20 protein-coding genes and 1 pseudogene are annotated in these 26,698 nt (G+C 60.0%); 12 read left to right on the plus strand and 9 right to left on the minus strand.

The features are described 5' to 3' along the window. The 12 genes from ACIQ0Q_RS01685 to ACIQ0Q_RS01740 form a co-directional block, all read left to right on the plus strand. The coding region (locus ACIQ0Q_RS01685; RefSeq protein ID WP_395771209.1) for an HD-GYP domain-containing protein at positions 1–339 on the plus strand (339 nt) is incomplete at its 5' end. Positions 340–918: 579 nt separating this feature from the next. After that, complete coding sequence (locus tag ACIQ0Q_RS01690; protein WP_395771210.1) at positions 919–2,757, plus strand: amidohydrolase; 1,839 nt, start codon at positions 919–921, stop codon at positions 2,755–2,757. After that, positions 2,757–4,199, plus strand: coding sequence for a hypothetical protein (locus tag ACIQ0Q_RS01695; RefSeq protein ID WP_395771211.1), 1,443 nt, complete (start codon positions 2,757–2,759; stop codon positions 4,197–4,199). The genes ACIQ0Q_RS01690 and ACIQ0Q_RS01695 overlap by 1 nt, the downstream gene beginning before the upstream one ends. Positions 4,200–4,383: 184 nt before the next feature. Beyond that, a complete protein-coding gene (locus tag ACIQ0Q_RS01700) occupies positions 4,384–6,009 on the plus strand; it encodes a metallopeptidase TldD-related protein (protein WP_395771212.1) in 1,626 nt (541 codons plus the stop codon). A gap of 114 nt (positions 6,010–6,123) precedes the next feature. Then, positions 6,124–7,749 carry a TldD/PmbA family protein gene (locus tag ACIQ0Q_RS01705; protein WP_395771213.1) on the plus strand — a complete coding sequence of 542 codons (1,626 nt, stop codon included), beginning with the start codon at positions 6,124–6,126 and terminating at the stop codon, positions 7,747–7,749. Between the two features lie 27 nt (positions 7,750–7,776). Beyond that, a complete protein-coding gene (locus ACIQ0Q_RS01710) occupies positions 7,777–9,111 on the plus strand; it encodes a TldD/PmbA family protein (RefSeq protein WP_395771214.1) in 1,335 nt (444 codons plus the stop codon). 16 nt (positions 9,112–9,127) lie between these two features. After that, the gene (locus ACIQ0Q_RS01715; RefSeq protein ID WP_395771215.1) at positions 9,128–9,823 is read left to right on the plus strand and encodes a DUF4159 domain-containing protein; all 696 of its coding nucleotides are present in this window, start codon (positions 9,128–9,130) and stop codon (positions 9,821–9,823) included. Positions 9,824–9,854: 31 nt separating this feature from the next. Further along, positions 9,855–10,841 carry an AAA family ATPase gene (locus tag ACIQ0Q_RS01720; protein ID WP_395771216.1) on the plus strand — a complete coding sequence of 329 codons (987 nt, stop codon included), beginning with the start codon at positions 9,855–9,857 and terminating at the stop codon, positions 10,839–10,841. Positions 10,842–10,852: 11 nt separating this feature from the next. Then, positions 10,853–11,758: a DUF58 domain-containing protein gene (locus tag ACIQ0Q_RS01725; protein WP_395771217.1), complete on the plus strand. Its 906-nt coding sequence runs from the start codon at positions 10,853–10,855 to the stop codon at positions 11,756–11,758. Continuing rightward, positions 11,755–12,915, plus strand: a complete 1,161-nt coding sequence (locus ACIQ0Q_RS01730) for a BatA domain-containing protein (RefSeq protein ID WP_395771218.1) — start codon at positions 11,755–11,757, stop codon at positions 12,913–12,915. Before ACIQ0Q_RS01725 ends, ACIQ0Q_RS01730 begins: the two co-directional genes overlap by 4 nt. Then, positions 12,912–15,008, plus strand: a complete 2,097-nt coding sequence (locus ACIQ0Q_RS01735; RefSeq protein ID WP_395771219.1) for a hypothetical protein — start codon at positions 12,912–12,914, stop codon at positions 15,006–15,008. The genes ACIQ0Q_RS01730 and ACIQ0Q_RS01735 overlap by 4 nt, the downstream gene beginning before the upstream one ends. Beyond that, a complete protein-coding gene (locus ACIQ0Q_RS01740) occupies positions 15,005–16,735 on the plus strand; it encodes a hypothetical protein (protein ID WP_395771220.1) in 1,731 nt (576 codons plus the stop codon). The genes ACIQ0Q_RS01735 and ACIQ0Q_RS01740 overlap by 4 nt, the downstream gene beginning before the upstream one ends. A gap of 407 nt (positions 16,736–17,142) precedes the next feature. Here ACIQ0Q_RS01740 and ACIQ0Q_RS01745 read toward each other — a convergent pair whose 3' ends face one another. The 9 genes and pseudogenes from ACIQ0Q_RS01745 to ACIQ0Q_RS01785 all read right to left on the minus strand — a co-directional run. Further along, positions 17,143–18,186 carry a phosphotransferase family protein gene (locus ACIQ0Q_RS01745; protein ID WP_395771221.1) on the minus strand — a complete coding sequence of 348 codons (1,044 nt, stop codon included), beginning with the start codon at positions 18,184–18,186 and terminating at the stop codon, positions 17,143–17,145. 4 nt (positions 18,187–18,190) lie between these two features. Next, a complete protein-coding gene (locus tag ACIQ0Q_RS01750; protein ID WP_395771222.1) occupies positions 18,191–19,390 on the minus strand; it encodes an acyl-CoA dehydrogenase family protein in 1,200 nt (399 codons plus the stop codon). Between the two features lie 101 nt (positions 19,391–19,491). Then, complete coding sequence (locus ACIQ0Q_RS01755) at positions 19,492–19,785, minus strand: hypothetical protein (protein WP_395771223.1); 294 nt, start codon at positions 19,783–19,785, stop codon at positions 19,492–19,494. A gap of 27 nt (positions 19,786–19,812) precedes the next feature. Continuing rightward, positions 19,813–20,385, minus strand: a complete 573-nt coding sequence (locus ACIQ0Q_RS01760) for a DUF1415 domain-containing protein (protein ID WP_395771224.1) — start codon at positions 20,383–20,385, stop codon at positions 19,813–19,815. Positions 20,386–20,389: 4 nt separating this feature from the next. Then, positions 20,390–20,728 (minus strand): hypothetical protein, encoded by a 339-nt coding sequence (locus ACIQ0Q_RS01765; protein WP_395771225.1) that lies wholly within the window; start codon positions 20,726–20,728, stop codon positions 20,390–20,392. Positions 20,729–20,791: 63 nt separating this feature from the next. Beyond that, entirely contained in the window at positions 20,792–23,989 is a 3,198-nt protein-coding gene (locus ACIQ0Q_RS01770) for an amidohydrolase family protein (protein ID WP_395771226.1), read from the minus strand. Positions 23,990–23,999: 10 nt separating this feature from the next. After that, positions 24,000–25,253 carry an amidohydrolase family protein gene (locus ACIQ0Q_RS01775; protein ID WP_395771227.1) on the minus strand — a complete coding sequence of 418 codons (1,254 nt, stop codon included), beginning with the start codon at positions 25,251–25,253 and terminating at the stop codon, positions 24,000–24,002. Continuing rightward, complete coding sequence (locus tag ACIQ0Q_RS01780) at positions 25,250–25,951, minus strand: amidohydrolase family protein (RefSeq protein WP_395771264.1); 702 nt, start codon at positions 25,949–25,951, stop codon at positions 25,250–25,252. The genes ACIQ0Q_RS01775 and ACIQ0Q_RS01780 overlap by 4 nt, the downstream gene beginning before the upstream one ends. Continuing rightward, a pseudogene (locus tag ACIQ0Q_RS01785) lies at positions 25,928–26,581 on the minus strand (amidohydrolase); the annotation flags it as partial. The gene ACIQ0Q_RS01780 and the pseudogene ACIQ0Q_RS01785, both read right to left, overlap by 24 nt. Between the last annotated feature and the right edge of the window lie 117 nt (positions 26,582–26,698).

Genomic DNA, 26,698 nt, shown 5'->3' on the forward strand with positions numbered 1-26,698 from the left:
CATATCCTGAATGATCGTGCGGCAACGCCATTGACCCGCTTGACAGCGGAAATTGCGCTTTGCCATCACGAACATTGGGATGGCAACGGCTATCCGCAAGGGCTGAAGGGTGACGAAATTCCATTATCAGGGCGGATTGCCGCCATCTGCGATGTTTATGATGCTCTGCGTTCAGCGCGCCCGTACAAAACCGCATGGTCCGCTGAAGACACCCTAGCGTTTTTCCGTTCGCGCTCGGGCACCCATTTTGACCCTGAGCTGGTGTGTGCGTTCGAGCGCGTCTTCGACCAGCTCGAGGCCATCCAGGGAAGCCTGGCCGACCAGACCCCTGAGCGTTAGCGCACGTGATGGACTCCCCGATATCAGATATCCTCAACAACCGCAGCCTGTAACGCCCTGTCCGGACCCCGATTTCAGTTATGATGAGAGTTGGTTGACGCATTTCGCGGGATGGAGAATGCCTTTTCATCGTCAATGCGCCCGGTCCTTGCCACTAGCAGCGTTCCAGCAACCATAGCATGGCAGGATCCCTCGGCAGTGGGTTGAAATTGCCTGAGCCAATCGCTAATATGCGGAATATCACGCTACCTCTTTGGGGAAGTGACATCATTAATTTGGCCTATTAATAACTGATATTACCCAAAAGTGTTGTGATGGATACACGATATTTCATAGCCGATTTTCTGCTTTTCGCTAACAGCGAAAAAATGACCGCTAGTAACAATTTAATTAACATAATCCTGCCTCTGAAATATAAGCTTAATTATTTGCCGACAGCGATGCTTAATCCATCGCTGCACCAGCTTATGCTCGATCATCTGGTCGTCCCTGCAGATTTACAACCCAAATAGTATCGGCCGGGGTCAGCCATCCCGGCCGCCGAACACTGACGCTGTTCAACTAGAAAAGGAGAAGCTCATGACCCAGAATCAGACTGTCCGTGAATTAATGCCGCTGACAAGTATTTCACGGCGCGCTATCGTGCTGATCACCACTATGGCCTTACTGCTGGCTGTAGCCTGTTCGCGTAAGGATGCCGACACAGCATCAACCGACGCTGTTGCAGTGGCGAATGCGGCCATCACTACCGTATATGCGGGCGGCGATATCCTCACCATGGCGGGCCGTGAGCCGGCTTACGCCGAGGCGCTCGCGGTGCGCGAGGGCAAGATCCTCGCCGTCGGCACACGTGCCGAGGTGGATGAAGCCGCGGGCGCCGGCGCGACGCAGGTTGACCTTGCTGGCAAGACGCTGGTGCCGGGTTTCATCGACACCCACGGCCACATGGTCTACTTCGGCAAGAACCTGATGGACGCCGACCTCGTGGGATCCGCCAAACTCGCAGAACTACTCACGCGTCTCAAGAAGCACGCCGAGACGGTGCCCGAGGGCGCGTGGATCGTCGGCTTCGGCTACAAGGCCGCAGGTCTCGCCGAGAACCGCACGCCGACCGCTGCCGAACTCGATCAGGTGAGCGCCAACCGTCCGGTGATGATCGTCGATTCATCCGGCCATCTCGGCTCCGCCAACTCGGCGCTGCTGAAGCTCGCGGGCGTCACGGCGGATACGCCGGACCCCGAGGGCGGCAACTTCACCCGCAAGGAAGGCAGCCGCGAGCCGCTCGGCCCCATGGAAGAGACGGCGCTCAATGCCGTGCGCGCACAGCGCCCTGCGTTCACCGGCGAGCTCGCCGACCGTGCGATGAAAGCCGGCGCTGCCGAGTGGGCGAAGCATGGCCAAACTACGGCGCAGGATTGTGGGCTCGGCCTTGGCAACGACGACATCGATCTTGTGCTTAACGCGATCGAGAAGAAACTACTGCCCATCGACCTCTATATCTGCGCCAAGGACTCGATCACCGATCAGGTGCTCGACGCCGCTTATGGCGTGTCGCGCGCCTACGCGACGGACGAGGCGGGTGTCGCCCAGAAGCTACTCGACAAACGCCCCGACCTCAACAAGAGCTACATCAACCGCGTGCGCATGGGTGGTGTGAAGTACTGGCTCGATGGCAGCCTTGACACAGCCTGGTTCACCCAGCCATACACCAACAACCCGCCGGGCAAGACCGGCATCTACTCTGGGTTCCAACAGATTCCCGACGAGGTGCTACAGGCCGCGTTCGACCGCTTCTGGACCAGCGACATCCAGATCAACATGCATATGAACGGCGACGCAGCCGTCGAGCAGGCGCTACGCGCCATCGAGAAGGCCATCGAGAAACACGGCATGCGCGATCACCGGCCCGTGTTCATCCATGGCACCTACATGCGCCCTGACCAGATCGAGCGCATGAAGGAGGTGGGCGCAATTCCAACCTTCCTCTCCGCCGGTATCGTGACGGCGGGCGATGGCGTATTGCGGCTCTGGGGCGCCGAGCGTGCTAACAAGGCGGCCGCCGCGAACACCCTCGAGAAGTTGGGTTTGCCCTGGACGCTGTCGCATGATGCGCCGGTTACGCCCTCGCCCTCCGTGCTGGCTCTCGTGGACGCCGCGGTGAACCGCCGCACGGCGAGTGGCAGCGTTATCGGCCCTGACGAGCGCGTGACTCCTTACGCCGCACTCGGTGCGGTGACACGCTCAGCTGCGTATCAGATTAAGGAGGACAAGAGTAAAGGTACGCTGGAGGTCGGCAAACTCGCCGACATGGTGGTGCTGTCGGCCAACCCGCTGAAGGTCGACCCGGCCACCATCAAAGACATCCAGGTGGTGCGGACCTTTAAGGAAGGGGTCACGGTCTATGAGGCCAAGCCCTGATGAGCTGCAGATCGCGCGTCGCCGTGCGGGGCGTGCTACTCGGCACGGTGCTGGTGTTCGGGGGCGGCATGGCGCAGGCGACGACACCCGCGTCCGCGCCTTCTGCTGAAGAGCTCGCCGTGCTCAAAGCCAAGCTAGTGGCGCAGCAGAACCTGCTCGAGTCGCAATTGCACCAACTGCGCGAGCAGCAGTCGCAGATCGATGAGCTCGAGCGGCGACTCGGCAGCACCGTGTCCGCTCCAATCGCCGCTGCAGAGGCTGCAATGAATGTTGAGCCCGCCCAGGCCGCGATCGCTGTGGCCGAGCCGGCGGCGATGCCGCCGCCGCTCGTTACCACCCGCTATGACGGCGTCAGTGTCGTCATCGGTGGTTCGCTACGCACTACGGTCAACACCACCAGCGCGCGTATGCTGCCCGACGCCGCACCGTTCCTCGTACTACCCTCGGTGCCGGGGGTGCGCGAAGGTACCACCAAGATTGATGCACGCCTCTCGACGCTTCTTATCGCCATCCGCGGCCGTGAGCTTGGTGGCTTCCAGCTTGGGGGTGTGATTCAGGCGCAGCTGTTCGACGGCGATCTGCTATCGGGCAAGTATGGTGTATACCCGGGGGTGGCCTACGTCGAGGCGGTTAACGATCGCTGGCGTTTTGCCGCGGGTCTGCAACCTGACGTCTTCAGTCCAAAAATCCCGCGGATGGTCGACAGCATGTCGGGCATGGCTGGGTCCGGCAATCCGGGTAATTCGATGAAGCCACAGTTGCGTGCTGAGCGCTTTATCAACACAGACACTGGAAAGTGGACGTTCCAGGGGGCGCTTGCAGATGCGCAGCCCTCCAACATCCAGCCACCGTCGCTTGCCTCTACCGAGAACACCGGCCAGCCGAACTACGAGGCGCGTATCTCTTTTTCCCGCGGCACGGCGGATTCCGAAGCGTCTCTCGTGCCCTATCCGCAGTGGGAAGTAGGTCTATCTGGTGCCAACGGATCGTTCCGCAGCTTCTCGCTGTCCAACGCCTTCCCCGCCTACGACACGAATCTCTCAGGAATCGCAATCGAGGGCGCGGTGCGTATCGGTCAAAGACTGGGATTGCAGGGCGAGCTCTACCGCGGGCGCGCATTCGCACCCTATCTTGGCGGCATCTTCCAGACCGTGACTACAGATCGGGCGGCTGTGCGCAGCCAGGGCGGATGGGCCGAGATTGCTTGGTGGTGGCGTCCGACTCTGCATACGCACTTCGGCTACGGTCGAGATCGTGCATGGTCCAAGGATGGCGTGCAGCCGGAAGTGCGCTCCAACGAGACAACATTTGCCAACCTTTTCTGGGATCCGAGCCCGATGACTACGCTCGGACTCGAAGCGACCTGGCGTCGCACTGTGTATGAGGGTGATATCTACAACGAAGGCCTTGCGCTGATGTTATCGTCAGAGCTACGTTTTTGAATTCAGAGACTCTGGATCTGGGAAAGGACTACGGTCAACATGATGATGACTTCGTTGAGGCTGCGTTGATTGAATTCATCTTTCTGAAATATTCAACGACCTTAGCCTGTAACGCCCTGTCCGGACCCCGATTTCAGTTATGATGAGAGTTGGTTGACGCATTTCGCGGGATGGAGAAGCTTTGATGGACAGACGTGATTTCCTGGCGGCTTCGGGCGCATCGCTCGGCGGTCTGATGATTCCCGGATTCGGCCGGGCAGTGGCTGCTGAGGCCCTTCTGGAAACGATGGATCCGGCCCGCAAGAAAGTGCTGGCTGATATCGCCCTTGGCGCTGCCACCGGCGCTGGCGCCAGTTACTGCGACGTCCGCATCGGCCGCTATCTGCGGCAGTCCATCACCACCCGGGAAAAACGCGTTCAGAATGTCCTCAACAGCGAATCCACCGGTGCCGGCATCCGCGTCATCGTCAATGGCACCTGGGGTTTTGCCGCCAGTAGTGATCTGAGCAATGACGGCATCGCCCGCGCCGCCCGACAGGCGGTTGCTATTGCACGGGCCAATAGCGTGGCACAGACCGAGCCTGTGCGTCTGGCACCGGTCAAGGGTGTCGGGCAGGTGTCCTGGGCCACGCCGATCGGCCGCAATGCCATGGCCGTGCCGGTCAAGGACAAGGTTGAGTTGCTGCTCGGCGTGAACGCCGCCGCGATGGCCGCCGGCGCTAATTTCATCAATTCCCAACTGTTCATCGTCAACGAACAGAAATATTTCGCCTCCACTGATGGCTCCTACATTGATCAGGACGTACACCGGATCTGGCCAAATTTCAATGTCACTGCTATCGACAAGGCCAGTGGCAAGTTCCGCAGCCGCAACGCGCTGTCATCGCCGATGGGCATGGGCTACGAATACCTCGAGGGCGGTCGCAGTATCGCTCTGCCAAACGGCCTGACTGCTTACAAAGACCGCTATGACATGCGCGAGGATGCCGAGCAGGCGGCACGGCATGCCGTGCAGAAACTCAAGGCGCCCTCGGTCAAACCGGGCAAGTACGACCTGGTGCTTGATCCGAGCAATCTGTTCCTGACCATTCATGAGAATGTCGGTCACCCGCTGGAGCTCGATCGCGTGCTCGGCTACGAGGCCAACTTTGCTGGTACTAGTTTCGCTACGCTCGACAAGCGTGAGCAGGGTTTCCGTTACGGGAGTGACATCGTCACCCTGTTCGCTGACAAGATCGTACCGGGGACGCTCGGCGCCGTCGGCTATGACGATGAAGGCGTCCGCACCAAGCGCTGGGATCTGGTCAAGGATGGCATTCTGGTCAATTACCAAGCCATCCGTGACCAGGCGCATATCATCGGCGAGGCCGAATCACAGGGTTGTTGCTATGCGCAGAGTTGGTCGGACGTACAATTCCAGCGTATGGCCAATGTCTCGCTGGCTTCCGGTAAAAAGCCCCTGAAACCCGCGGACATGATCAAGAACGTTGAAAAGGGTATCTACATCCTCGGCCGCGGCTCATTCTCGATCGACCAGCAGCGTTACAACGCCCAGTTCGGCGGCCAGCTGTTCTACGAGATCGAGAACGGTAAAATCACCGGCATGATTGAAGATGTGGCTTATCAGATTCGGACCCCGGAGTTTTGGAACGCCTGCACCGCCATCTGCGATGAAAGCGATTTCCGTCATGGCGGTTCCTTCTTCGATGGTAAAGGCCAGCCATCCCAAGTGTCGGCGGTCTCCCACGGCGCAGCCACCGCCCGTTTCGACGGCATCAATATCATCAACACCGCTCGCTCGCTTGGATGAGCCCTGTTGCCATGACTAATGGGCTATGCCAATGCCGTGCGGCCTTCAGTATGATGGAGATTCGCACGCCGCCGTCCGGCGGCGCGACCCCCTCTATAACCCAGGAGTTCTGCGATGGATAGACGACATTTCTTGGCGGCATCGGGCATTGGCCTGAGCGGCTTCATGATTCCCGGCTTCGGCAATGCCGTGGCGGCCGAGGCATTGCTGACCAAAATGGATCCGGCCCGCAAGAAAGTGCTGGCCGATATCGCCCTGAACGCCGCAACGGCTGCTGGTGCCAGCTACTGTGACGTCCGCATCGGCCGCTATATGCGCCAATTCGTGATTACCCGCGAAGACAAGGTGCAGAACGTGGTCAACACCGAGTCCATCGGTGCCGGGGTGCGCGTCATCGCCAATGGCACATGGGGCTTCGCGGCTACCAGCGACCTCAGCAATGCCGCTATCGCTAAAGCCGCCCAGCAGGCGGTCGCCATCGCCAAAGCCAATGCCAAGTCACAGACCAAGCCGGTGCAGTTGGCGCCGGTCAAGGGCGTCGGCGAGGTGTCCTGGGCCACGCCGATTAAGAAAAATGCGATGGAAGTGCCGGTCAAGGAAAAAGTTGATCTTCTGCTTTCCGCCAACAGCGCGGCCATGGCCGCCGGCGCCAATTTCGTGAACTCGATGCTGTTTCTGGTCAACGAACAGAAATATTTCGCCTCCACCGACGGTTCCTACATCGATCAGGACGTGCACCGGATCTGGCCGACCTTCACGGTCACCGCCATCGACAAGGCTACCGGAAAGTTCCGCAGCCGCGACAGCCTGTCTTCGCCGATGGGTATGGGTTATGAATACCTCGACGGTGACCGCCACGTCGCCTTGCCGAACGGTCTGATCGCCTACAATGACCGCTTTGACATGAAGCAAGATGCCGTTGCTGCTGCCAAGCAGGCGCAACTGAAACTGAAAGCGCCTTCGGTCAAGCCTGGTAAGTATGATCTGGTATTGGATCCCTCCCATCTGTGGTTGACCATCCATGAAAACGTCGGGCATCCGCTCGAACTCGACCGCGTTCTCGGTTATGAAGCCAACTATGCCGGCACCAGCTTCGCTACCATCGATAAATTGAAAGACAAGTTCAAGTACGGCAGCGACCGAGTCACTCTGTTTGCCGATAAAGTCCAGCCGAATACCCTCGGTGCCGTTGGTTTTGACGATGAAGGGGTCAAGGCCAAGCGCTGGGATCTGGTCAAGGACGGTACGCTGGTTAATTACCAGGCCATCCGCGATCAGGCCCATATCATCGGTGAAACCGAATCGCATGGCTGCTGTTACGCCGATTCCTGGTCGAGTGTGCAGTTCCAGCGCATGGCCAACGTGTCGCTTGAACCGGGTAAATCACCGCTGTCGGTGGCCGACATGATCAAAAATGTCGAGAAGGGCATCTACATCATCGGCGACGGTTCGTTCTCGATTGATCAGCAGCGCTACAACGCCCAGTTCGGCGGCCAGCTGTTCTATGAAATCGAGAACGGCAAAATCAAGGGCATGGTCGAAGACGTCGCCTACCAGATCCGCACCCCGGAATTCTGGAGCGCCTGCTCGGCCATCTGCGACGAGCGCGACTACCGTTTCGGTGGTTCGTTCTTTGACGGCAAGGGCCAGCCCGGCCAGGTTTCCGCGGTCTCGCACGGTTCCAGTACCGCGCGCTTCGACGGCATCAACGTCATCAGCACGGCCCGGTCCCTGGGCTAACCGACCTCACTACAGGAGCAAGCATCCATGAGCATGTATACGGAACAACAGGCCAAAGCGATCCTCGACAAGGTCATCGCGCTGAGCAAGGCCGACGAATGCACCGCCACCCTCGGCGGCGGCATCAACGGCAACATCCGCTTCGCGCTGAACAACGTGTCCACCAGCGGCATCGTCACCAATGCCGAACTGGCGGTGCAGGTCGCCTTCGGCAAGCGTGTCGGCGTCGCTACCATCAACGAGTTCGATGACGAATCACTGGCGCGCGTGGTCCGCCGTGCCGAGGAACTGGCGCGCCTGGCGCCCGAGAACGAGGAGTTCGTTCCGGCCATCGCTAAACAGAGCTATAAGCCGACGCCGACCTACAACGCCGGCATCGCCGCCATTACCCCGGAATACCGCGCGCAGGTCGCTGCCGATTCGATCAATCCCTGCAAGAACGACGGCCTGATCGCCGCCGGCTTCCTGTCCGACAGCGTCGGTTTCTTTGCGTCGGCCAACAGCAATGGCAATTTTGCCTACCAGCAGTCGACCGGTCTGGATTACACCTGCACCGTGCGCACCGAGGACGGCACCGGCTCCGGCTGGGTCGCCCGCAATGCCGGCAGCCTCGACGACTTCAAGGCCTCGCGCGAAATCCAGACGGCCATCCAGAAAGCCAAGGGCTCGCGCGGCGCGAAAGCACTGGAGCCGGGCAAGTACACCGTCATTCTGGAACCAGCGGCTTCGGCCGGCTTGATTTCCTTCATGATAAACGGCTTCGATGCCCGCCAGTCCGATGAAGGCCGCAGCTTCCTGACCAAGAAGGGCGGCGGCAACAAGCTCGGCGAGCAGGTGTTCGATCCGCGCGTCAGCCTGCATACCGATCCCTGGAATCCGGATGTGCCGGTCATGCCCTGGGACGGCGAGGGTCTGCCGCGCGAGAAGATGACTATCATCGACAAGGGCAAGGTGTCCTATCTCGAGTATTCCCGTTACTGGGCCAAGCTCAAGGGCAAGCAAGCCAAGGGCTCGCCCGGCAACCTGATCATGGCCGGCGGCACCAAGTCCACCATGGATCTGGTCAAGGGCACCGCGAAAGGCATTCTGGTCACCCGCACCTGGTACATCCGCATGGTCGATCCGCAGACCGTGCTGTTGACCGGCCTGACCCGCGACGGCACCTTCTACATCGAGAACGGCGAAATCAAATACCCGATCAAGAACTTCCGTTTCAATGAGTCGCCGGTGATCATGCTCAACAACATCGAAGAGCTCGGCAAGCCGATCCGTCTGGGCGACGACGAATCACCGTTCGTGATGATGATTCCGCCGATGAAGATCCGCGACTTCACCTTCACGTCGTTGTCGGACGCCGTGTGATGCCCCGGGAGCCGGCATGGACCGTGCCGACTTCCTGCGTTTGATGTTCGGCGGTGCGGCCATGGCCGCACTGCCGCGCATGGCCGCCGCAGGTCCTGAATATGATTTCCGATTCACCCGGCTGATGTACGAGTCCGGAGACTGGGACGTGGACGCACGCATGCCGTCCAACGTCATCACTGCGCTGATCGATTACACCAGCCTGCGGATCGACCCGAAAGAACATGTCATCGCCCTATCGGATCCGAAAATGCGGCTGGCACCCTTCTGTTATCTGGCCGGCCACAAACTAGTCCAGTTCAGTCCGGCCGAGCGCCGTAATTTCGAAGCCTATCTGCGCAGCGGGGGCTTTGTTTTCGTGGATGACTGCAACCATGATATCGACGGCCTGTTCGCAAAATCCTTTGAAGCGCAGATGACTTCCATCTTCGGCCCTAAGGCTCTGCGCAAGATTCCAAACACCCATCCGCTGTACTCCAGTTTTTTCCGTTTCAGCGAGCCGCCGACCACCAGTTTCGAATTGAACGGCTGGGGCGACGACATCGTGCACGATTACCTTAAAGGCATCGCATTCGACGGCCGCCTCGGCCTGCTCTACAGCAACAAGGACTACGGCTGTGAGTGGGATTACGACTGGCGCAACAAGCGATTTTTGGCCGAAGACAACACCAAGTTCGCGGTCAACATCGTGATGTATGCTCTCAACGCCTGATGACATAAAACCCCAACCGGAAACGCCTGCCATGACCCGTACTGAAGCCGATATCCAAGCCACCCTCAACCAGCTCGGCGAGTTGCGCGCTGCGATTGCCAAGGCCATTGTCGGCCAGGATGCGGTGGTCGAGCAGTTGCTGATCGGTCTGCTGGCCGGCGGCCACTGTCTGCTTGAAGGCGTTCCGGGACTGGGCAAGACCCTGCTGGTACGTTCGCTTGGACAGGCACTGGCGCTGTCGTTCCGCCGCATCCAGTTCACCCCGGATCTGATGCCGAGCGATATCCTTGGTACTGAAATCCTGGAAGAAGATCACGGTACCGGTAAGCGTCATTTCAAATTCCAGCCCGGTCCGGTATTCACCCACTTGCTGCTTGCGGATGAACTCAACCGCACCCCGCCGAAAACCCAGGCCGCCCTGCTGGAGGCCATGCAGGAACATACCGTCAGCTATGCCGGTGTGACGCATGCACTGCCGGAACCGTTCTTCGTGCTGGCGACGCAGAACCCGCTCGAGCAGGCCGGTACCTATCCGCTACCGGAAGCCCAGCTCGACCGTTTCCTGCTGCATATCCGTGTCGATTATCCGAGTGAAAACGAAGAACGTGACATCCTAATACAGACCACGGGCAGCGGTTCTTCGCGGGTTCCGACCGTGATGGCCGGCGAGGCTGTGCTCGAATTGCAAAAACTGGTACGCGAGGTCCATATCAGCGCCGATATGCTGGCCTGGATCAATCGTCTGGTCCGCGCCAGCCGCCCGCAATCCCAAACGCCGGGCATCGGGCAATGGGTCAAATGGGGTGCCGGTCCGCGTGCCGGACAGGCACTGGTACTCAGTGCCAAGGCGCGTGCGCTGATTCACGGCCGCTTCGCCGTCACCGAAGACGATGTGCGTGCATTGGCGCCGCCGGTGCTGCGCCATCGCCTGCTGTTGACCTTCATGGCCGAAGCCGAACAGAAAAGCGCCGACGATGTGGTCGCCCTGCTGTTGGCTGCGGTGCCTTACCCGTACTGAGTCGCATCGCCATGGCCGGACCCGATTTGATTCCCGCCGATGTCCGGGCGCGCCTGAAAGGCTTGCGTCTGGTGTCACGGCGGGTGTCCGGCGCACTCGGAATCGGCCAGCATCACAGCCGTTCGCGTGGCGCCGGCATGGAGTTCGCCCAATATCGCGCCTATGAACCCGGCGATGAGCCGCGCCAGATCGACTGGAAGCTGTATGCACGCTCCGATAAATTTTTCGTGCGGGAATCCGAGCGCGACAGTCCGTTGACGGCCTGGGTACTGCTTGATGCAAGCGCCTCGATGGCGCAGTCTGATGCCACGCGGCCGGGCTGGAGTCGTTTGCAGGCGGCAAAAGTTCAGGCTGCCTGCGTGTTCGAACTGGCCTGCCGTCAGGGTGATCGTTTCGGTCTGATTGCCGTTAGCGGTGACCGCCTGCAGGTCATCAATGCCGGCAATGGCACTCGTCATCGGGATCGTTGCCTGCAGGTGTTGAGCGGTTTGTCTGCCGAGGGAAGCTGGCCGGATGAAGCCGGTTGCCGGCCGATCTGGGAGCGCATCCATGCCAATGATCTGGTACTGCTGCTCAGCGATGACTTCGACGAATGTGCATTGGTCCTGATTGAGCGGCTTGCCGTGGCCCGGCGTGAGGTGCTGAATGTCCAGATCCTGACCGTTGAGGAGCGCGACTTTCCGTTTCGGGACGGTCGGCGTTTCATCGATGTCGAGTCCGGTGCGGCGGTGTTGACTGATGCCGCTGCCGCCCACGAGGACTATCTGCGTGCGTTTGCCGCTGCCTGCAAGCAATTGAATCTGCGTCTGACCTCGGCCGGCATCCGTCATGTGCCCTATGTTCTCGATGAAGATCTGGACTCGCCCTTGCAACGTCTGTTCGCGCAGGGCAAAGCGCACTTTCAGGAAAGCACATGAATTTCCTGCAGCCCTACGCATTTCTGGCATTGCTGGCACTTGCGCTGCCGGTATTGATTCATCTGAGCCGGCGCTTGCAACAGCAGCGGACTGATTTTGCCGCCTTGCGCTGGCTGCAGGCCCGCTTCCGTCCCCGCCGTCAGCCGATCGTGCAGGAATGGCTGTTGTTGCTGATCCGCTTGCTTCTGCTGACCTTGCTTGTGCTTTTTCTGGCAATTCCGGTGCGTCAACATACGCCGGCTCCGGTGCATTGGTTGGTGGCGGTTCCGGGCGTAATCTGGCCACCCGATGCCGAGCTGTCTACGGAGGAATCAATCAGCCGGCATTGGTTGGCTCCGGGATTTCCCAAGGCTGACCGTCCCGCGCCACCTCTGTCGGTTCCGATGGCGAGTCTACTGCGCGAACTGGATGCAAAGCTTCCTGCAGGTTCCCAGCTAACCGTACTGGTACCGGAACGTCTGCACGGCTGGGATGCCGAACGGCCGCGATTGCAGCGTCCAGTGAATTGGCAGATCGTAAAAGGCCAGATGGTCGCGCCAACAACGCTGTCGGTGCTTGAACTTCCAGCCCTGGTGCTGACACCCAGTCCGGTAAACGTCGAGCGCGCACGGTATTTCCGTGCCGCCTACCGGGTGTGGCAAGCGCATTTGCCGGAAGCGCAGCAACGCGATGTGCCGCTGGTTGCCGCGGATGCCACGCCACCGGCATCGGCACGCATATGGGTCTATCTGCCCTCCGGTCAAATTCCGGAAACAGCGCGCCGGTGGGTTCAGGCTGGCGGTACGCTCATGCTCGGGTCGGATGCGGTGATTGATACCGGAGAGTCAGACGTGCTTTGGCGCACGGAGGACGGCAATATCCTGCTTGTGCAGCAGGTTTTTGGCAAAGGACGCGTGCTTCAATGGCGACAACCCTTGAATGGAACGCAAACCCCAAGCCTGCTTGATGCCGCTTTTCCGCAGCGTTTACAGGCATTGCTGATTCCAACGCCCCAGCCGGATGCCGCGCTGGCATCAATGCAACAGCCACGTACCGGTGCCGTGCCTGGCGTACCCGAACCGCAGCCGCTGCAACCGTGGCTGATGATTGCCGTTGCTTTGCTGTTTTTAGCCGAGAGAGTTCTGGCTACCCGACCAAGTCGGAGTCTGCCGGCATGACGGTCTTGGTGCGTCCAATGCGCTGGCTCAGGCAGGCCCGGCAACGTGAGGCCGGCATCGTCCTTGCCGCCGGCCTTCCACTCTTGGCGGCGACAGGCGTCATCCTTTGGCGTAGCTTCGGAAGCGCTGCCGCCGGTACGTTGCTGGCGTTGGCGATATTACTGTCGGGGTTCATAGTTCAGCGCCGACTCCGGCAGATGGACAAGGGTTGGCTAGTCAAGCGTCTGGATGCACTGGCTGTCATGGAAAACAGTACCGATCTACTATTCAGCAATCCGGGAGACGAACCGTATCTGGTGGCCTTGCAGCGTCAGCGGGTGCAACAACGGCTCGCGGGTTTGCCGGAGCAGGATCTGCGCAGGCCGTATCCAGTGGCATGGATTTCCGGACTGCTGTTGCTGTCCTTGGCTCTGGCTGCTACGCAATTCTGGCCTGCGTCACAGGACGCAGGAACCCGGGTCACAAAGAACCCGCCGAGTTCGGTTGTGCGTGCTCCGGTAAAACTGCTTGATGCGCACCTTCGGATAACCCCGCCGACGTATACGGGACTTCCGCTGCGTAACGAAACCGGGCTGCCGGCGAAGTTTCCGGAGGGCAGCCGGATCGCCTGGCAATTGCGTTTCGCGCCGCAACCCGAGCAGGTGCAGTTGCAGTTTTTCAGCGGCCGCAGATTGCCCCTTCGCCGCGAAGGCGATATCTGGACAGCGGATACCGTCATGGCGTCCTCGGATGTGTATCGGATTATCATCGACGGCCAGGCCCAGACCAAACCTTGGCAGCGGCTGGATGCCATTCCCGATCGGGTGCCGCAGTGGCGGGTTAGTCTGCCTGACCGAAGCCTGAGCCTAGTGGTACCTGGACAGCGTACCTGGTCGCTGCAGCTGGAAGCGGAAGATGACTACGGCTTGGCTGACGCGGTCATGGAAATACAACTCGCACAGGGCAGTGGTGAGAACATCCAATTCAAAAGTAGCGAACGCCCGTTGAACGGCCAGGGCACGGCGACACGACGGCGTTATGCCGCAACGCTCGATTTGGCCGCCCTCGGTATGCAGATCGGTGATGACCTGATCGTGCAGTTCCGCGTTGCTGACCGGCGCAGGCCGCAGGCTAACAGTGCCATCAGTGCTGCCTATATCCTGCGCTGGTCGGCGGAAGATGCCTATGAAGCCAGTGGCGTCGAGGGCATGTTGAAGAAGGTAATGCCGGCTTATTTCCGCAGCCAGCGCCAAATCATCATCGACACCGAAAAGTTGCTGGCGGAAAAGAAGAAAGCCAGCCAGGAGCAATTCGGAATCCGTTCCGATACCATCGGTGTCGATCAACGCATCCTCAGGCTGCGCTACGGACAGTTCCTCGGCGAAGAAACCGAAACCCCGGAACCGCTACCGGAAGATGGCCAGCACAGCGCGGATGATGGCCACGACCACGACCATGGCGGCGGCAAAGCACCTGAAAAATCCGCAACGGTTTCCGATCAGAGCATCCTCGAGCAGTTCGGTCACACGCATGACATCCCGGAAGCCGCTACCTTGCTCGATGCCGAAACCAAATCGCTGCTGCGTTCGGCATTGAACGAAATGTGGCAAGCCGAATTGCACCTGCGCCAGGCTGAGCCGGCCAAGGCACTGCCTTTTGAATACCGGGCATTGGCCTTCATCAAGAAGGTTCAACAGGCCGAGCGGATTTATTTGGCACGTGTTGGTCCCGAATTGCCGCCGATTGATGAAAGCCGTCGACTCAGCGGCGACCGCAGCGGCTTCAAGGCGCCCGAAGACATGCTGCGTGCTGCAGAGCGCGAGGACGCTCCCTTGCTGGTGTTCTGGCAAAGCCTGGATGCCGCGGATCGGCTGGAGACGGCCGATCTGAAACGCTGGATGGCCGATCATGGCGATCGTCTCCCTGATGCTCTGGGTCTGAAAGTGGCGTTGGCCGAAATGGAGAGCCGACCGGATTGCCGCAGTTGCCGCGAGGCCGTCAAAGCGCTGCTTTGGCCGGTGTTGGCCAAGCCGCCGGCCATGCCGAAGGCACGGCGTCCGCAACCGGTTGAGAGCCCCTATCAGCGTGAATTGCAAAGAGAGCGACAGCCATGATGTCACCAACACTGCTTGCGGCTCTGCTCATGACGGCTGTGCTGATCAGCGCGGTTCTGATCCAGCTTTCGGCACGCCGCCATGCGTCTCGTCCTTGGCGTGGTATGGCATTGACCGTGTTGAGCGCGCTTTCTGCGCTGATGCTTTATTTCACATTGTTACCGCCGTCACGGCAGGTGCCTGCGAGCGAGCGTGTGGTGATGAGCGCTGATTCTGATACCGTCGGTAATCTTCCTGATGGCCAGCGCGTGGCTTTGCCGGAGGCGCCGACAAGACGAGATATGCCCCGCGTTCCGGATCTGGCTACGCTGTTGCGGCAATCGCCGGATATCGGGCGTTTATTGATTGTCGGAGATGGCCTCACTGCCCGCGACCGGGATGCAGTAGCGGGCCGCAGTATCCAGTTTCTGTCTGGCGCAGCGCCAGTCGGTCTGGTCGATTTCTGGATGCAGGAACCTATCGTGATCGGCAATCGCTGGCAACTGAGTGTGCGTGTCTCCGGCATTGCCGGCGCGCGCGTTGAATTGCGCGATCCTTCCGGGGCCTTGGTCGATGCTGTCACCATCAACGTATCCGGAGATGCTGCGCTGTCCGACATCGCGCGTGCGGCTGGCCGGGTGAATTATCAATTGCGGGTTTTGGATTCCGCCGGAAAGGTCAGGGAGAGCTTCACGGTGCCGGTTGCCGTCAGTCAACCGCCGGCATTGAAACTGCTCAGCCGCTCCGGTGGCCCCGGCCCCGACCTGAAAGCGCTCCGGCGCTGGGCATTGGATGCCGGTCTGCAGCTGCAAAGCCACATCGATCTCGGGCCGGGTATGGCCGTACGCACCGTTAGTGCCGGAATCACACCGACCACGTTGGCCGAACAGGACATGCTGATTGTCGATGAACGCGCATGGCAGGGTTTTGATGCCGGTCAACGACGAATGATCCGTGAGGCGGTCGGTAATGGTCTTGGTTTGTTATTGCGTGTATCCGGGCCGTTGTCTTTGCAGACCATGGCAGATTTCCAGCAGATGGGCCTTCGCATCGAGACAGCAACGTTGACGCAAAGTGTGCAATTGACTCCGGATGTCAGAACTGGCGAATGGCCGACATTGAGTCGCCAACCGGTGCGCGTCAGCGGGACCGATGCCCGGATTGCACTGTCCGGCCAGCAAGGTGAGCCATTGGCAGTCTGGCGTGCACACGGTGACGGCCGTGTTGGTGTGCTTCTCCTGTCGGACAGCTTCCGGCTGGCTCTGGCCGGATATGGCGATGCGCACAGCAGAATCTGGAGCAATCTGATTTCAGTGTTGGCGCGTCCGCAGCCGGAAGCGCCACCGGTGCGACAGGGTAATTTGGCCTGGCCGCATGAACGCATGGTGTTCTGTCAGTTGCAGCCGGATGCCAGCATTCAGTCCGAGGGCGAATGGCAGCCGCTGATGGTTGAAACCCGAGGAACAAACCGTAGTTGCGCCGGATTCTGGCCAGAGGCCGCAGGGTGGTACACACTGAACAGCGGCGAAAACCAATTGCCGTTTTATGTCCACGCGCCGAAAGAAGGCGAAGCGCTGCGCCGGAGTATGACCCGTGCCGCTACCTTGAAACTTTCTGCGTCCGCTCAGGATGCGGCGATGGCATCACGCATGCCGGTACCGGGCTCGCCCTGGCCCTGGTTCATTGGCTGGTTGGTGGCCAGTGGCCTGCTGTGGTGGCTGGAACGCAGCAGGATAGGTAAAATCTGACCGCGATGCGGTCCCCGCCACCGTCTAGCTTGGACGATTCTTGTAACGCGCGTGTTGGGCCTTACTGATGGTCGCAATGTCGGTTGGGGTGAGCATGACGTTGGCAGAAAGGCGGTGCTGTAAATTTGTCACATTGCTTCCAAAGACCTATTCGGCTTGGCGTTTCAGGGTTGTCGTTGTCGGTGGAGGAAGGACAGCAGCTCCGTTCCCCAGATCCGGCATCCGGCAGCATTCGGGTGCACGCCATTGGTGGCGAAGGATTCGTTTCTCTGAAGGCTACCGGTATCGGTGAACAGCGGATATAAATTCGGATAGATGACCTAACCGGAAATGTCCATATGCAAAGCATCGGCATATGAAGGGTGAGTTCGATAATGGGCCTGCCATTATGGAGTCAATGTCCTTCCTTATATGCTGGAGTTATCCTGCAGTTCCCGCAGCCCCAATTCCGCAAGCATCTGCACCATACGACCGGCTTGCTGGGCCTGTTCGCTCGAGGCATTGCCCAGCTGTGCGCGTTTGGCCACGCCTTGGGCGATGGCGGCGAGGCGAAAAAAGCTGAAGGCCAGAACGAACGGCCAGTCGGCGGGAATGCTGCGCCCGGTCAACTCGGCATAACGGACCAGCAGCGCCGGCTCGTCGGGAATGCCGAGTGCTTCGCGGTCCATGCCGGCCAGACCCGGCAGGGCCGGATTGCGCGGCAGACGCAGCGCCATGCACAGATAACCCAGATCGGCGAGCGGGTGGCCGAGCGTGGACAGCTCCCAGTCGACCACAGCCAGCACCTCGCTGCCGTCCGGCGTGAACATGAGATTGTCGATGCGGAAATCCCCGTGCACCAGGGCAATGCTGCCATCGTCATCCGGACAGCGCGGGGGGAGCTGCGTAATCAGCGCTTCCATGGCCGGTATGGCCTGGGTTTCCGAATCTCGGTATTGCCGGCTCCAGCGGGCCAGCTGGCGTGCGAAATAATTGCCCGGTTTGCCGTAATCAGCCAGACCGGCTTTGTCGACATCCACGGCGTGGATGGCCGCCAGTGTTTGCAATAGAACCTGATAAAGCGCACTTCGCTGTTCCGGCTGCAGTTCCGGCAGGGACGGATCCCAGAACACCCGACCGTCGATGTAGGACATGACATAGAAAATCGAGCCAATGACCGTGTCATCGGTGCACAGGTGCAGGGGTTGCGCGACCGCGACGCCGGAGCCGTAAAGCGCGTCGAGAACGCGGAACTCCCGGTCCACCGCATGCGCCGAACCGAGCAGCGTTCCCGGCGGTTTGCGCCGAAGCACATAGCGCCCGCTGGCGGCTTCCAGCAGATAGGTGGGGTTGCTCTGGCCGCCATTGAATTTGGTCGACTGCAGCGGACCCCGGAAACCGGGAATGTGGGATTCCAGGTATTCGGCCAGTGCCGCATCCGGGAGTTGCAGAGAAACGCGGGAGTCGCCCATCGAATTACTTCAGCAGCCCACGCGCCAGGGAGGTGATGTGTACTTCGTCCGGACCATCGACCAAACGCAGACACCGCGCGCCGGCCCAGGCATGCGGCAGGAACGGATGCTGCAGACCTTCGGCACCGAACAGCTGGATGGCACGGTCGATGACCAGCAGCGCCATGCGGGGTGCGACGATTTTGATCATCCCGATTTCGTTTCTAGCGGCCTTGTTGCCGCCGGCGTCAAGCATGGCGGCGGCGTTGAGCGTGAGCAGTCGCGCCTGTGCAATTTCACAGTGGGACAGGGCGATCATTTCCTGCGCCATGCCCAGTGCGCCGAGGGGCTTGCCGAAGGCGATGCGTGACTTCGCGCGCTCGATCATTAGTTCCTGCGCGCGTTGCGCCAGACCGATCAGGCGCATGCAGTGGTGGATGCGGCCTGGACCGAGCCGCGCCTGCGCCAGGGCGAAGCCGCTGCCTTCGGCGCCGATCAGATTCGATTTCGGGACACGGACATTCTCGAAAACGAGCTCCATATGACCACTGGGCGCGTCATCGAAGCCGAACGCTTCCAGTGCACGCACAATGCCAACTCCCGGTGTGTTCATCGGTACCAATACCATCGAGTGCCGTGCATGTTTATCGGCATCCGGATTGGTCACGCCCATCACGATTAGGATGGCGCAGCGCGGATCGCCGGCGCCGGTAATCCACCATTTGCGGCCATTCAGGACATAGTCGTTTCCATCCGCGCGGATACTCAGCCCGATATTGGTTGCGTCCGAGGAGGCCACCTCCGGTTCGGTCATGGCAAAGGCGGAACGGATCTCGCCGCGCAGCAGCGGTACCAGCCACTCGGCTTTCTGGGAGTCATTGCCGAAATGCGCAAGTACTTCCATATTCCCGGTATCCGGCGCATTGCAGTTGAACACCTCCGATGCCCACAGCACGCGCCCCATCTGCTCGGCCATCGGCGCATAATCCCGGTTGCTCAAGCCGGCACCGTATTCGGCATCGGGCAGGAACAGATTCCATAGGCCAGCCTCACGGGCCTGTGTTTTCAGGGTTTCGATGCGCGGGCAGAGAAGCCAGCGCGTTTGCGGATCGCTTTGCCATGCGGCGACCTCGGCTTCGGCAGGATAAACATGTTCCTGCATGAACTCCGATAATTTCCGGAGCAGAATTTCGGTGCGGGTGCTTACGGTATTGGTCGGACTCACTGCGAACTCCTGGAAAGGTGATGGGATGACCGCTGGTGAGTCAAGTGCGGACCGAAAAGCCGTCCGACTATGATAAGCACTGTGCCGATAGTGGGCAACGCCTAATAATGGTAATCCAAATCGCAGCTGCTGCTTTTAAAAACAATCGGATCCATCGGGCCGATCCATCCAGGCGGTTTCGGTTGCACATCACGGATGAAGGAGGCGATGCATTCGCCTTCATAACGCACCGTATAGGCGTCAAGGTCAATGCCGTTCAGGCCGGCTTCGACGCGCGGATACTGTTGGATGAAAGCCAGCATCACATCCAGATCTCTCCGGTTCTGGTACTGCGGCGGCAGCGCGGCCTGCGCCGGCAGGGCGAGAAGAAACAGCAATGCGGTGAATGATTTCATGGCGGGCTCCGGCGGCAGGTGCTGGACTTAGGAGGTTGGAATATCCGTAGCGTGCAGCTCGTCCATCAGTTTAAGCCAGTAATCCGTACCGAATGCACGGGCCTTGGCGATATTGTTTTCCGGGATGGAATCCGGATCGGGATGGCTGGCGATGGCGGCTTCCAGTCCGTCTTCCCGGAGCAGATGCAGCATCGGATAGGGACTTCGGTTGGTGTAATTGGCCGGGTCATCGGCGTCAGCGTCGGCAAAGCGGTAATCCGGGTGGAAGCTGGCGACCTGATACACGCCCTCATAGCCGCGATCGGCCAGCAGTTCTTCAGCCAAACCGACAAGATCCAGATAGTCGTCAAAATCGGCGAAGCCTTCCGGCAGAATCAGCAGCGTAGTTTGCGTACCGTCATCGACATCCAGATGCGTGCACTCGTCAATCAGCTGCAAGAGCACGGATTCCATGTCTGACTCCGGGCTGACGATGAAGCGCACCGTTCCGCGCCGCAGTTCGCGCTTGGCGAAGGGGCAGAGATTCATGCCAATGACCACGGTTTCAATCCACTGCCGTGTTCGGGCAATGATGGATTGCGGGGTATCGGTGGCCGACATCGGACTACTTGACGTCGACCAGCTGCCAGTGACTGCCGGCCAGTAGTCGCATACGGTGTTTGAAGGCGGTGCCATTGAGCGCGGTGTCGGCGACCAACATGATGCCAAGGCCGCGCTGTTTCCCGGAAACCTTGGCCTTGGTATCGATGGCCATGAGGGCCGGATCGACCTGGTCGGCCTCATCCTCGTCCATGCCAGCCAGCCATTCTTCGATGTAGCGGCGATTGGCCAGTGCATGCTGTAATTGTTCGGCGAACGTGTCGTGGCCGTTGGCGCTGAAGCTGAGCGCAGGATTGTCCCCGCGTGCGCTTTCCGGATTGGGCAGGGCGATGTAGAACTTCATGGCAGACTCCCGAAAAAGGAAAGCGCCGTTGCCGGCGCCTTTCAGTGTAGCAAAGTGAGGGAGTCAATCGCCCTGGGCTTCCATGGTCGGCCCATATTCCTGACCAACGCTCAATCCGCTTTGCTGGCGATTGAAATAGAACTCCGGCGCCGGCCGCTGCTTGCCTCCGATTTCGGCCATGGTGGCGGCATCGAACAGACGTCCGTTGACCATGACATAAGCGGTATCGATGGTGTTCTCGATCTTGTCCAGCGGGTTGCTATTGGTGATGACCAGATCGGCACGTTTACCCGCTTCCAGTGAACCAATTTCGGCACCGAAGCCGAGATAATCGGCACCATCAATGGTGGCGGCACGCAGCGCTTCCCAGGGCGAGAAGCCGCCCTGAACCAAGGACCAGATTTCCCAGTTCGGCGACAATCCCTGCATCTGGCCATGACCGCCGACCTGGATGCGGATGCCGGCATCGCGCAGGCGTTTGGCCTGTTGCGCCACCTTGATGTGGTAGTAGTCCCAGTCAGGTGCCGTTTCCCTGCGAATGGACCGAGCATCCAGTGCTTCACGCGGATAGAAATTCAGGAAACGCTGGTTTTCCCAGATATTCATCTTGTCATACCACCAGTACTCGGCATTCAGGCCGCCGTAGTTGACTACCAGCGTCGGCGTGTTACGGACATCGGTAGCCTTCCAAGTATCGACCACATCCTTGTAAAGCGGGGCGACCGGGATGTTGTGCTCGATGCCGGTAACGCCGTCAAGTATCATGGTCATGTTGTGGTTGAACGTAGAGCCGCCTTCCTCGACCACCAGAACGCCCTGTTCGCGGGCCGCCTGATTAATCTGTTGGCGTTGGTCACGACGCGGCTGATTGTAGCTCTTGATGCTGAAGGCTCCGAGCGCTTTCATCCGTGCAATGGTATTTCGGGCATCATCGATGGAATTGATTACTGTTTTAAAGTCGCCATCGGCACCGTACACGATGGTGCCGGTTGACATCACACGCGGTCCGACCAGTGTTCCGGCCTTCTGTAACTCGGCCTGCGAGAACACTGTCTCAGATGTCGCCGAAGGATCATGCATGGTGGTGATACCGAATGCAAGATTAGCGTAGTAGGACCAGTTCTGCTGGGGTACCACGCCGCCACCGAAATGGGCGGCATGCGCGTGTGCATCCACGATGCCCGGGAAAATGGTCTTGCCACGGGCATCGATGATTCGGGCGCCGGCCGGCACCGTGATGTTAGCGCCGACCGCGGTGATGGTATTGCCGCGGACCAGCACGGTACCGTTTTCGATCACTTCCTGCTGACGTTCGGCATGCTTCATCGTGATGATGCGGGCGCCGGTGAAGGCCACAGTCTCGGTAGGGCGGTCGCTCGGCACACTGAAGGCCATCGAGGTTGATGCATTCGAAGTGCCGGGTTTGATGTCCCGGCTGAAATACTGGTTGCCCAGCATCCAATGCACGCTATCGGCGTCCGACCAGTGCAGGTAGGGACCGGCGCTGCTGGTCAGTTTGGTGACCGGCACCGCGCTGGTGTCCTTGCTCAATTCGATGCTGCCGCCATAGGCCGGCAGCGGCGCGACATACGCATTGAACAATTCGGTGAATGCGACATGCTTGCCGTCCGGGCTGAGCTGCACCGAGTCGGCGTATTTCAGGCTCAGGATTTCACGTTTATCCTGGCCATGAAGGCCGATGCGGTTCACCTTTTTGGAAAGCCCACCGCCGCTCATGTACAGCAGCGATTTCGAATCCGGGGTGAACTGCGGCTCGCCGCCGTCGGCGATCTTCTGGGGTGCCCAGGTAGCGGTTGGGGTGATGTAGATGCCGGGGGTACCGGTGTTCAGGCTGCCGGTCAAACCACCGCCGCCATCCTTGACGAACACCAGATACTTGCCATCCGGCGACCACTTCGGCTGGTAGTAAAAACCTGCTTCGTCAGAGACTGTGCGGATGCTGCCGCTAGCCAGATCGATTTCGCGGATACTGCCCTGGGCTTTGTCACTCCAAGTCGTGTACAGAAGTTTGCGGCCATCACGGCTGAAATGGGGCTGGTATTCAAAGGCGGCGTTTTCAGGGGTCAAGCGACTGATCACGCCGTTCGGTAGATTGCGTTTCCAGAGCTGTCCAACCGCATGGAAAACTACGGTCTTGCCGTCCGGCGAAGTCGCCACGTCCCGCAGCATTTTCGGGGTGAAGCTGTCGCCTTCCAAGCTTTGGCTGAAGCGGATCGGCGCGGTCAACTTCTGTTGCACTTCGGCGCTGAACACAATCGGACTTGGCTTGCTATTCGCCATGTCAACCCGCCAGAGTTTGCCCTGGGCCCAGATCACCACCGACTGCGAATCCGGCGTCCAGTTGAAATTGGCGTACGGGCCGAAAATCGCCCAGACTTCCTGCATGTCATGCGAAAGGCCGTCCCAGACCGGAGTGACTTTGCCGGATTTGAGATCGAGCACATGCAGCACGGTTTTGTCGCGCACACGTTTGATGAAGGCCAGACGTTTTCCGTCGGGCGAGGGTTGCGGCCGGATGGCGCCGCCGGGCGTATTCACCAGCGTTTCGGTGTCGCCGGTTTCGCGATCGAGCCGCTTGATGGCGTAGATTACCCCGTGCACGTTCTTGTTGTATTCGAAGGAGCTGCCCGGGCTGACGTCTTCCGAGTAATACACATAGCGGCCATCGGGGCTGACCGCCGGCTCGCCCAGATCCATCTGATCGTTGCGGCGTTTGGTCAGCTGCAGGCCTTCGCCGCCATTGCGATGGGTCATCCACAGTTCACCGGCGCCAAGCGAACGACCCGAGGTGAAATGTTTGCGGCCAATCAGGTATTGGCCGTCGGGCGTCCAGACCGGATTGTTGAACAGTCGGAAATTCTCTTTGGTTACCTGCACGGCATTGCTGCCATCGGCCGCCATGCGCCAGAGATTGTTGCCACCACCGCGATCGGAGGTGAATGCGATTTCGCGACCGTCCGGTGAAAACCGCGGCTGCACATCCCATGCCGGTCCGGAACTGATGCGCTGGGCCATGCCGCCTGAAATCGGTAGCAGGTAGATGTCGCCCATCATCGAAAACACGATGCGTTTGCCGTCCGGACTGACATCGAGGTCCAGCCAGGTGCCTTCATCGGTGGTGAAGCGCACGCTTTTGGTTTTGCCGTGGTCGGCCGATACATCCCAGGCCGGTTTGTCGGCGGCTACCGAGGGGTTCAGCAACAGGATGCTGCAGATCAGTGCCAATGGTTTGATGCTCATGCAGAACTCCTCAGGGTTCATAGGCGCGGGGCAGATTGCTTTCCGGCGCCAGATAGCGGTCGCGCAGCAGGGTCTGGCGCGAAACCAACGGCGTATTTTTTCCGGCCAGCCACATCACCGAGGCCGTCGAAGCGACATCCAGCGGGTCGCCGGTCCACAGCACCAGATCGGCGGTTTTGCCGATTTCGATGCTGCCGATTTTGGTATCCACCCCAAGCGCTTTTGCCGGCGCCGAGGTGATGCCGGCAAGGCCGGCTTCCCAGGGCAGACCATTGGCTACTGCCACGCCGGCGATTTGACGGACCTTACGTGCGTTGTGCGAGGCATCATTGCCATTGATAAAACTCACGCTGACGCCGGCGCGGTGAAGACGAAAGGCATTTTCCTCATGTGCGCCGATCTGCTCGAAATTTCCGGGCAAATTGTCCATGGCATCAATGAATACCGGCACCTTTGCCGCTGCCAGTGCATCGCCGACACGCCAGGCTTCCGCACCACCGACGATGGCGATGCGGATGCCGGTTTTGGCAGCCATCTTCAGTACCTGCCGGATATCCGCTTCGCGGTTTACCGTGACCAGAAAGCGGTTGCCGACTGATGCCGCATTCAATGCATTGCGTCCTGCGGCGGTCAACAGACGCGGATCACCGGCAGTCGGCATTTTGGCCTCGGCGAAGGCCTGTTCCAGCAGCATGAACTGGCCTGCGCGGCTGGAGCCGCTGTCATTCAGCTGGCTGCTGCCGATACGGATGTAAGGTGTCCTGCGTAGTGGTTCATAACCACCGTCCAGACGCATCACCCCGCCCTGGCCGGGCAGCAGGCTGCCACCGGTGCCGAGCGCGGTGAAACTCATGCCGCCCACGCGGGCGACCGCCAGCAATGTCGATCGTGGGTTGTAGGCGCGGGTGGCATCGAATTCCGGTCGCAGGGTTTCAATCAGGCCGGACTCTCCGGCCTTCAGATTCAGGTTGGCATCAACAGTGCTGTCTTCCGCGCTGATTTCTTCCAAACCGATGTCGGTAATGCCGCCGAACAGTCCCGGCGTCAGCGGTTTGCCCTCGGCGTTGATGACCGGTGCGTTGCCGGGATTGGCCAGATTGCGGCCGACCGCGCGGATGATGCCGCCCTGTACCAGTACGTCGGCGTTTTGCAGGGTCCCCTGCGCGGCGGCGGTGTGAACAGTAGCGTTGCGGATAAGGATATTCTGCGCCTGCGCGCTGAATGCAAAGGCCATCAGGCCGAGGAATACGATTCGGCGGCTCATGGCTGGCCCTCCTGTCCGAGAATGAAGTCGACCCGTGGCTGCAGCGCCCGGTTACCGCGGTCATACAATAATGCGCCGTCGATATAGACCTTCTCCGCTTTCGCATAAGTCGAGAACGGCATACCGCTCCAGACCACCACATCGGCCATTTTTCCCGCCTGCAGACTGCCGGTGCGGTCGTCGATGCGCAGGGCCTTGGCGGCATTCGAGGTCAGCCAGCGGATGGCATGTTCGGGGCTGATGTCGATATTGACGCGTTTGGATGACGCAATGACTTTCGCGGCCTCCTGATTCAGGCGTTGGATGCCTTCCGAAGAGTCCGAGTGCACGATGGCGCAGCCGCCCGGTGCGCGGTCGACCAGCGCGATGTTTTCCTCGATGCCGTCATAGGCCTCCAGCTTGAAGCCCCACCAGTCGGCCCAGAGCGCGCCGCAGATGTTTTCACCGGCGAGCAGGTCGGCCACCTTGTAGGCTTCCACGGCATGGTGGAACGAAGCGATCTTGAAGCCGAACTCCCTCGAAAGATCGATCATCTGCGCCATTTCATCGGCTCGGTAGCAGTGGATGTTGACGGTGATGTCGCCGCGCATGACGCCGGCCAGCGTTTCATTGCGAAGATTGGGTTCAGGGGTTTCACCGCGGTCGAGCTGGCGCCGATGGCCTTCCGCACCCTGGAAAGCTTCGCGGAAACCCGCCATGTTGCCCATGCGCGTGGCCGGACCGCCTTTGTTGCCGTAAACCCGCTTCGGATTCTCGCCGCAGGCCATTTTGATGCCGTGCGGTGCATCCGGAAATTTCATGCCCTGCACAGTGGTGGATGCGACGTTTTTCAGGATTACGGTGCGGCCACCGATCAAATTGGCGGAGCCGGGCAGGATCTGTAGACTGGTGACGCCACCGGCCAAGGCCTTTGCGAAACCTGCATCCTGCGGCCATACCGAGTGCTCGGCCCAGACCTCGGCGGTGACCGGACTGGTCATCTCATTGCCATCGCCGGTGGAGTCGATTCCCGGGCTCGGATAGACGCCCAGATGCGAGTGCACATCGATGATGCCCGGGGTGATCCATTTGCCGCTGGCATCCACGCTCAGCGCCCCCCCGGGGGCGGTCAGGCTTTTGCCAACAGCTTGGATTTTGCCGTCCTGCATCAGCACATCGGTGTTGTCGAAGCGTTCGCCGGTACCGGTCAGCACGGTGGCATTGCGCAGCAACACGGGCGGTGAGGCGATGGGCCGGTAGGTGCTGGCGTAGGGTGCAGGCTTGGCGACTTCGGCCGGCGCTTTCGATTTTTTTGCCTGCAGGGGGCTGGCACACAAGGCGATGGCCATGGCCAGGCACAAAGGGGTTTTTGACATGGGAATCTCCAGTTGAACGGATACCGTATAGCAGATGGCGCCATCTGCCAAGAATTTTTACCAAAAGCCGGGAGCATGGCACAATACCTA

The sequence above is a fragment of the Arenimonas sp. genome (assembly GCF_044348765.1).
GTDB lineage: Bacteria > Pseudomonadota > Gammaproteobacteria > Xanthomonadales > Xanthomonadaceae > Arenimonas.

Excerpts from the sequence above, each read along its gene's own strand:
- ACIQ0Q_RS01780 (WP_395771264.1), bottom strand. The coding sequence starts at position 25,951 with ATGGCGGGTTTCCGCGAAGCTTTCCAGGGTGCGGAAGGCCATCGGCGC.
- ACIQ0Q_RS01725 (WP_395771217.1), top strand. The coding sequence starts at position 10,853 with ATGGCCGGACCCGATTTGATTCCCGCCGATGTCCGGGCGCGCCTGAAA.
- ACIQ0Q_RS01755 (WP_395771223.1), bottom strand. The coding sequence starts at position 19,785 with ATGAAATCATTCACCGCATTGCTGTTTCTTCTCGCCCTGCCGGCGCAG.
- ACIQ0Q_RS01775 (WP_395771227.1), bottom strand. The coding sequence starts at position 25,253 with ATGAGCCGCCGAATCGTATTCCTCGGCCTGATGGCCTTTGCATTCAGC.
- ACIQ0Q_RS01770 (WP_395771226.1), bottom strand. The coding sequence starts at position 23,989 with ATGAGCATCAAACCATTGGCACTGATCTGCAGCATCCTGTTGCTGAAC.
- ACIQ0Q_RS01720 (WP_395771216.1), top strand. The coding sequence starts at position 9,855 with ATGACCCGTACTGAAGCCGATATCCAAGCCACCCTCAACCAGCTCGGC.
- ACIQ0Q_RS01715 (WP_395771215.1), top strand. The coding sequence starts at position 9,128 with ATGGACCGTGCCGACTTCCTGCGTTTGATGTTCGGCGGTGCGGCCATG.
- ACIQ0Q_RS01705 (WP_395771213.1), top strand. The coding sequence starts at position 6,124 with ATGGATAGACGACATTTCTTGGCGGCATCGGGCATTGGCCTGAGCGGC.
- ACIQ0Q_RS01735 (WP_395771219.1), top strand. The coding sequence starts at position 12,912 with ATGACGGTCTTGGTGCGTCCAATGCGCTGGCTCAGGCAGGCCCGGCAA.
- ACIQ0Q_RS01700 (WP_395771212.1), top strand. The coding sequence starts at position 4,384 with ATGGACAGACGTGATTTCCTGGCGGCTTCGGGCGCATCGCTCGGCGGT.
- ACIQ0Q_RS01695 (WP_395771211.1), top strand. The coding sequence starts at position 2,757 with ATGAGCTGCAGATCGCGCGTCGCCGTGCGGGGCGTGCTACTCGGCACG.
- ACIQ0Q_RS01730 (WP_395771218.1), top strand. The coding sequence starts at position 11,755 with ATGAATTTCCTGCAGCCCTACGCATTTCTGGCATTGCTGGCACTTGCG.
- ACIQ0Q_RS01740 (WP_395771220.1), top strand. The coding sequence starts at position 15,005 with ATGATGTCACCAACACTGCTTGCGGCTCTGCTCATGACGGCTGTGCTG.
- ACIQ0Q_RS01710 (WP_395771214.1), top strand. The coding sequence starts at position 7,777 with ATGAGCATGTATACGGAACAACAGGCCAAAGCGATCCTCGACAAGGTC.
- ACIQ0Q_RS01760 (WP_395771224.1), bottom strand. The coding sequence starts at position 20,385 with ATGTCGGCCACCGATACCCCGCAATCCATCATTGCCCGAACACGGCAG.
- ACIQ0Q_RS01690 (WP_395771210.1), top strand. The coding sequence starts at position 919 with ATGACCCAGAATCAGACTGTCCGTGAATTAATGCCGCTGACAAGTATT.
- ACIQ0Q_RS01745 (WP_395771221.1), bottom strand. The coding sequence starts at position 18,186 with ATGGGCGACTCCCGCGTTTCTCTGCAACTCCCGGATGCGGCACTGGCC.
- ACIQ0Q_RS01765 (WP_395771225.1), bottom strand. The coding sequence starts at position 20,728 with ATGAAGTTCTACATCGCCCTGCCCAATCCGGAAAGCGCACGCGGGGAC.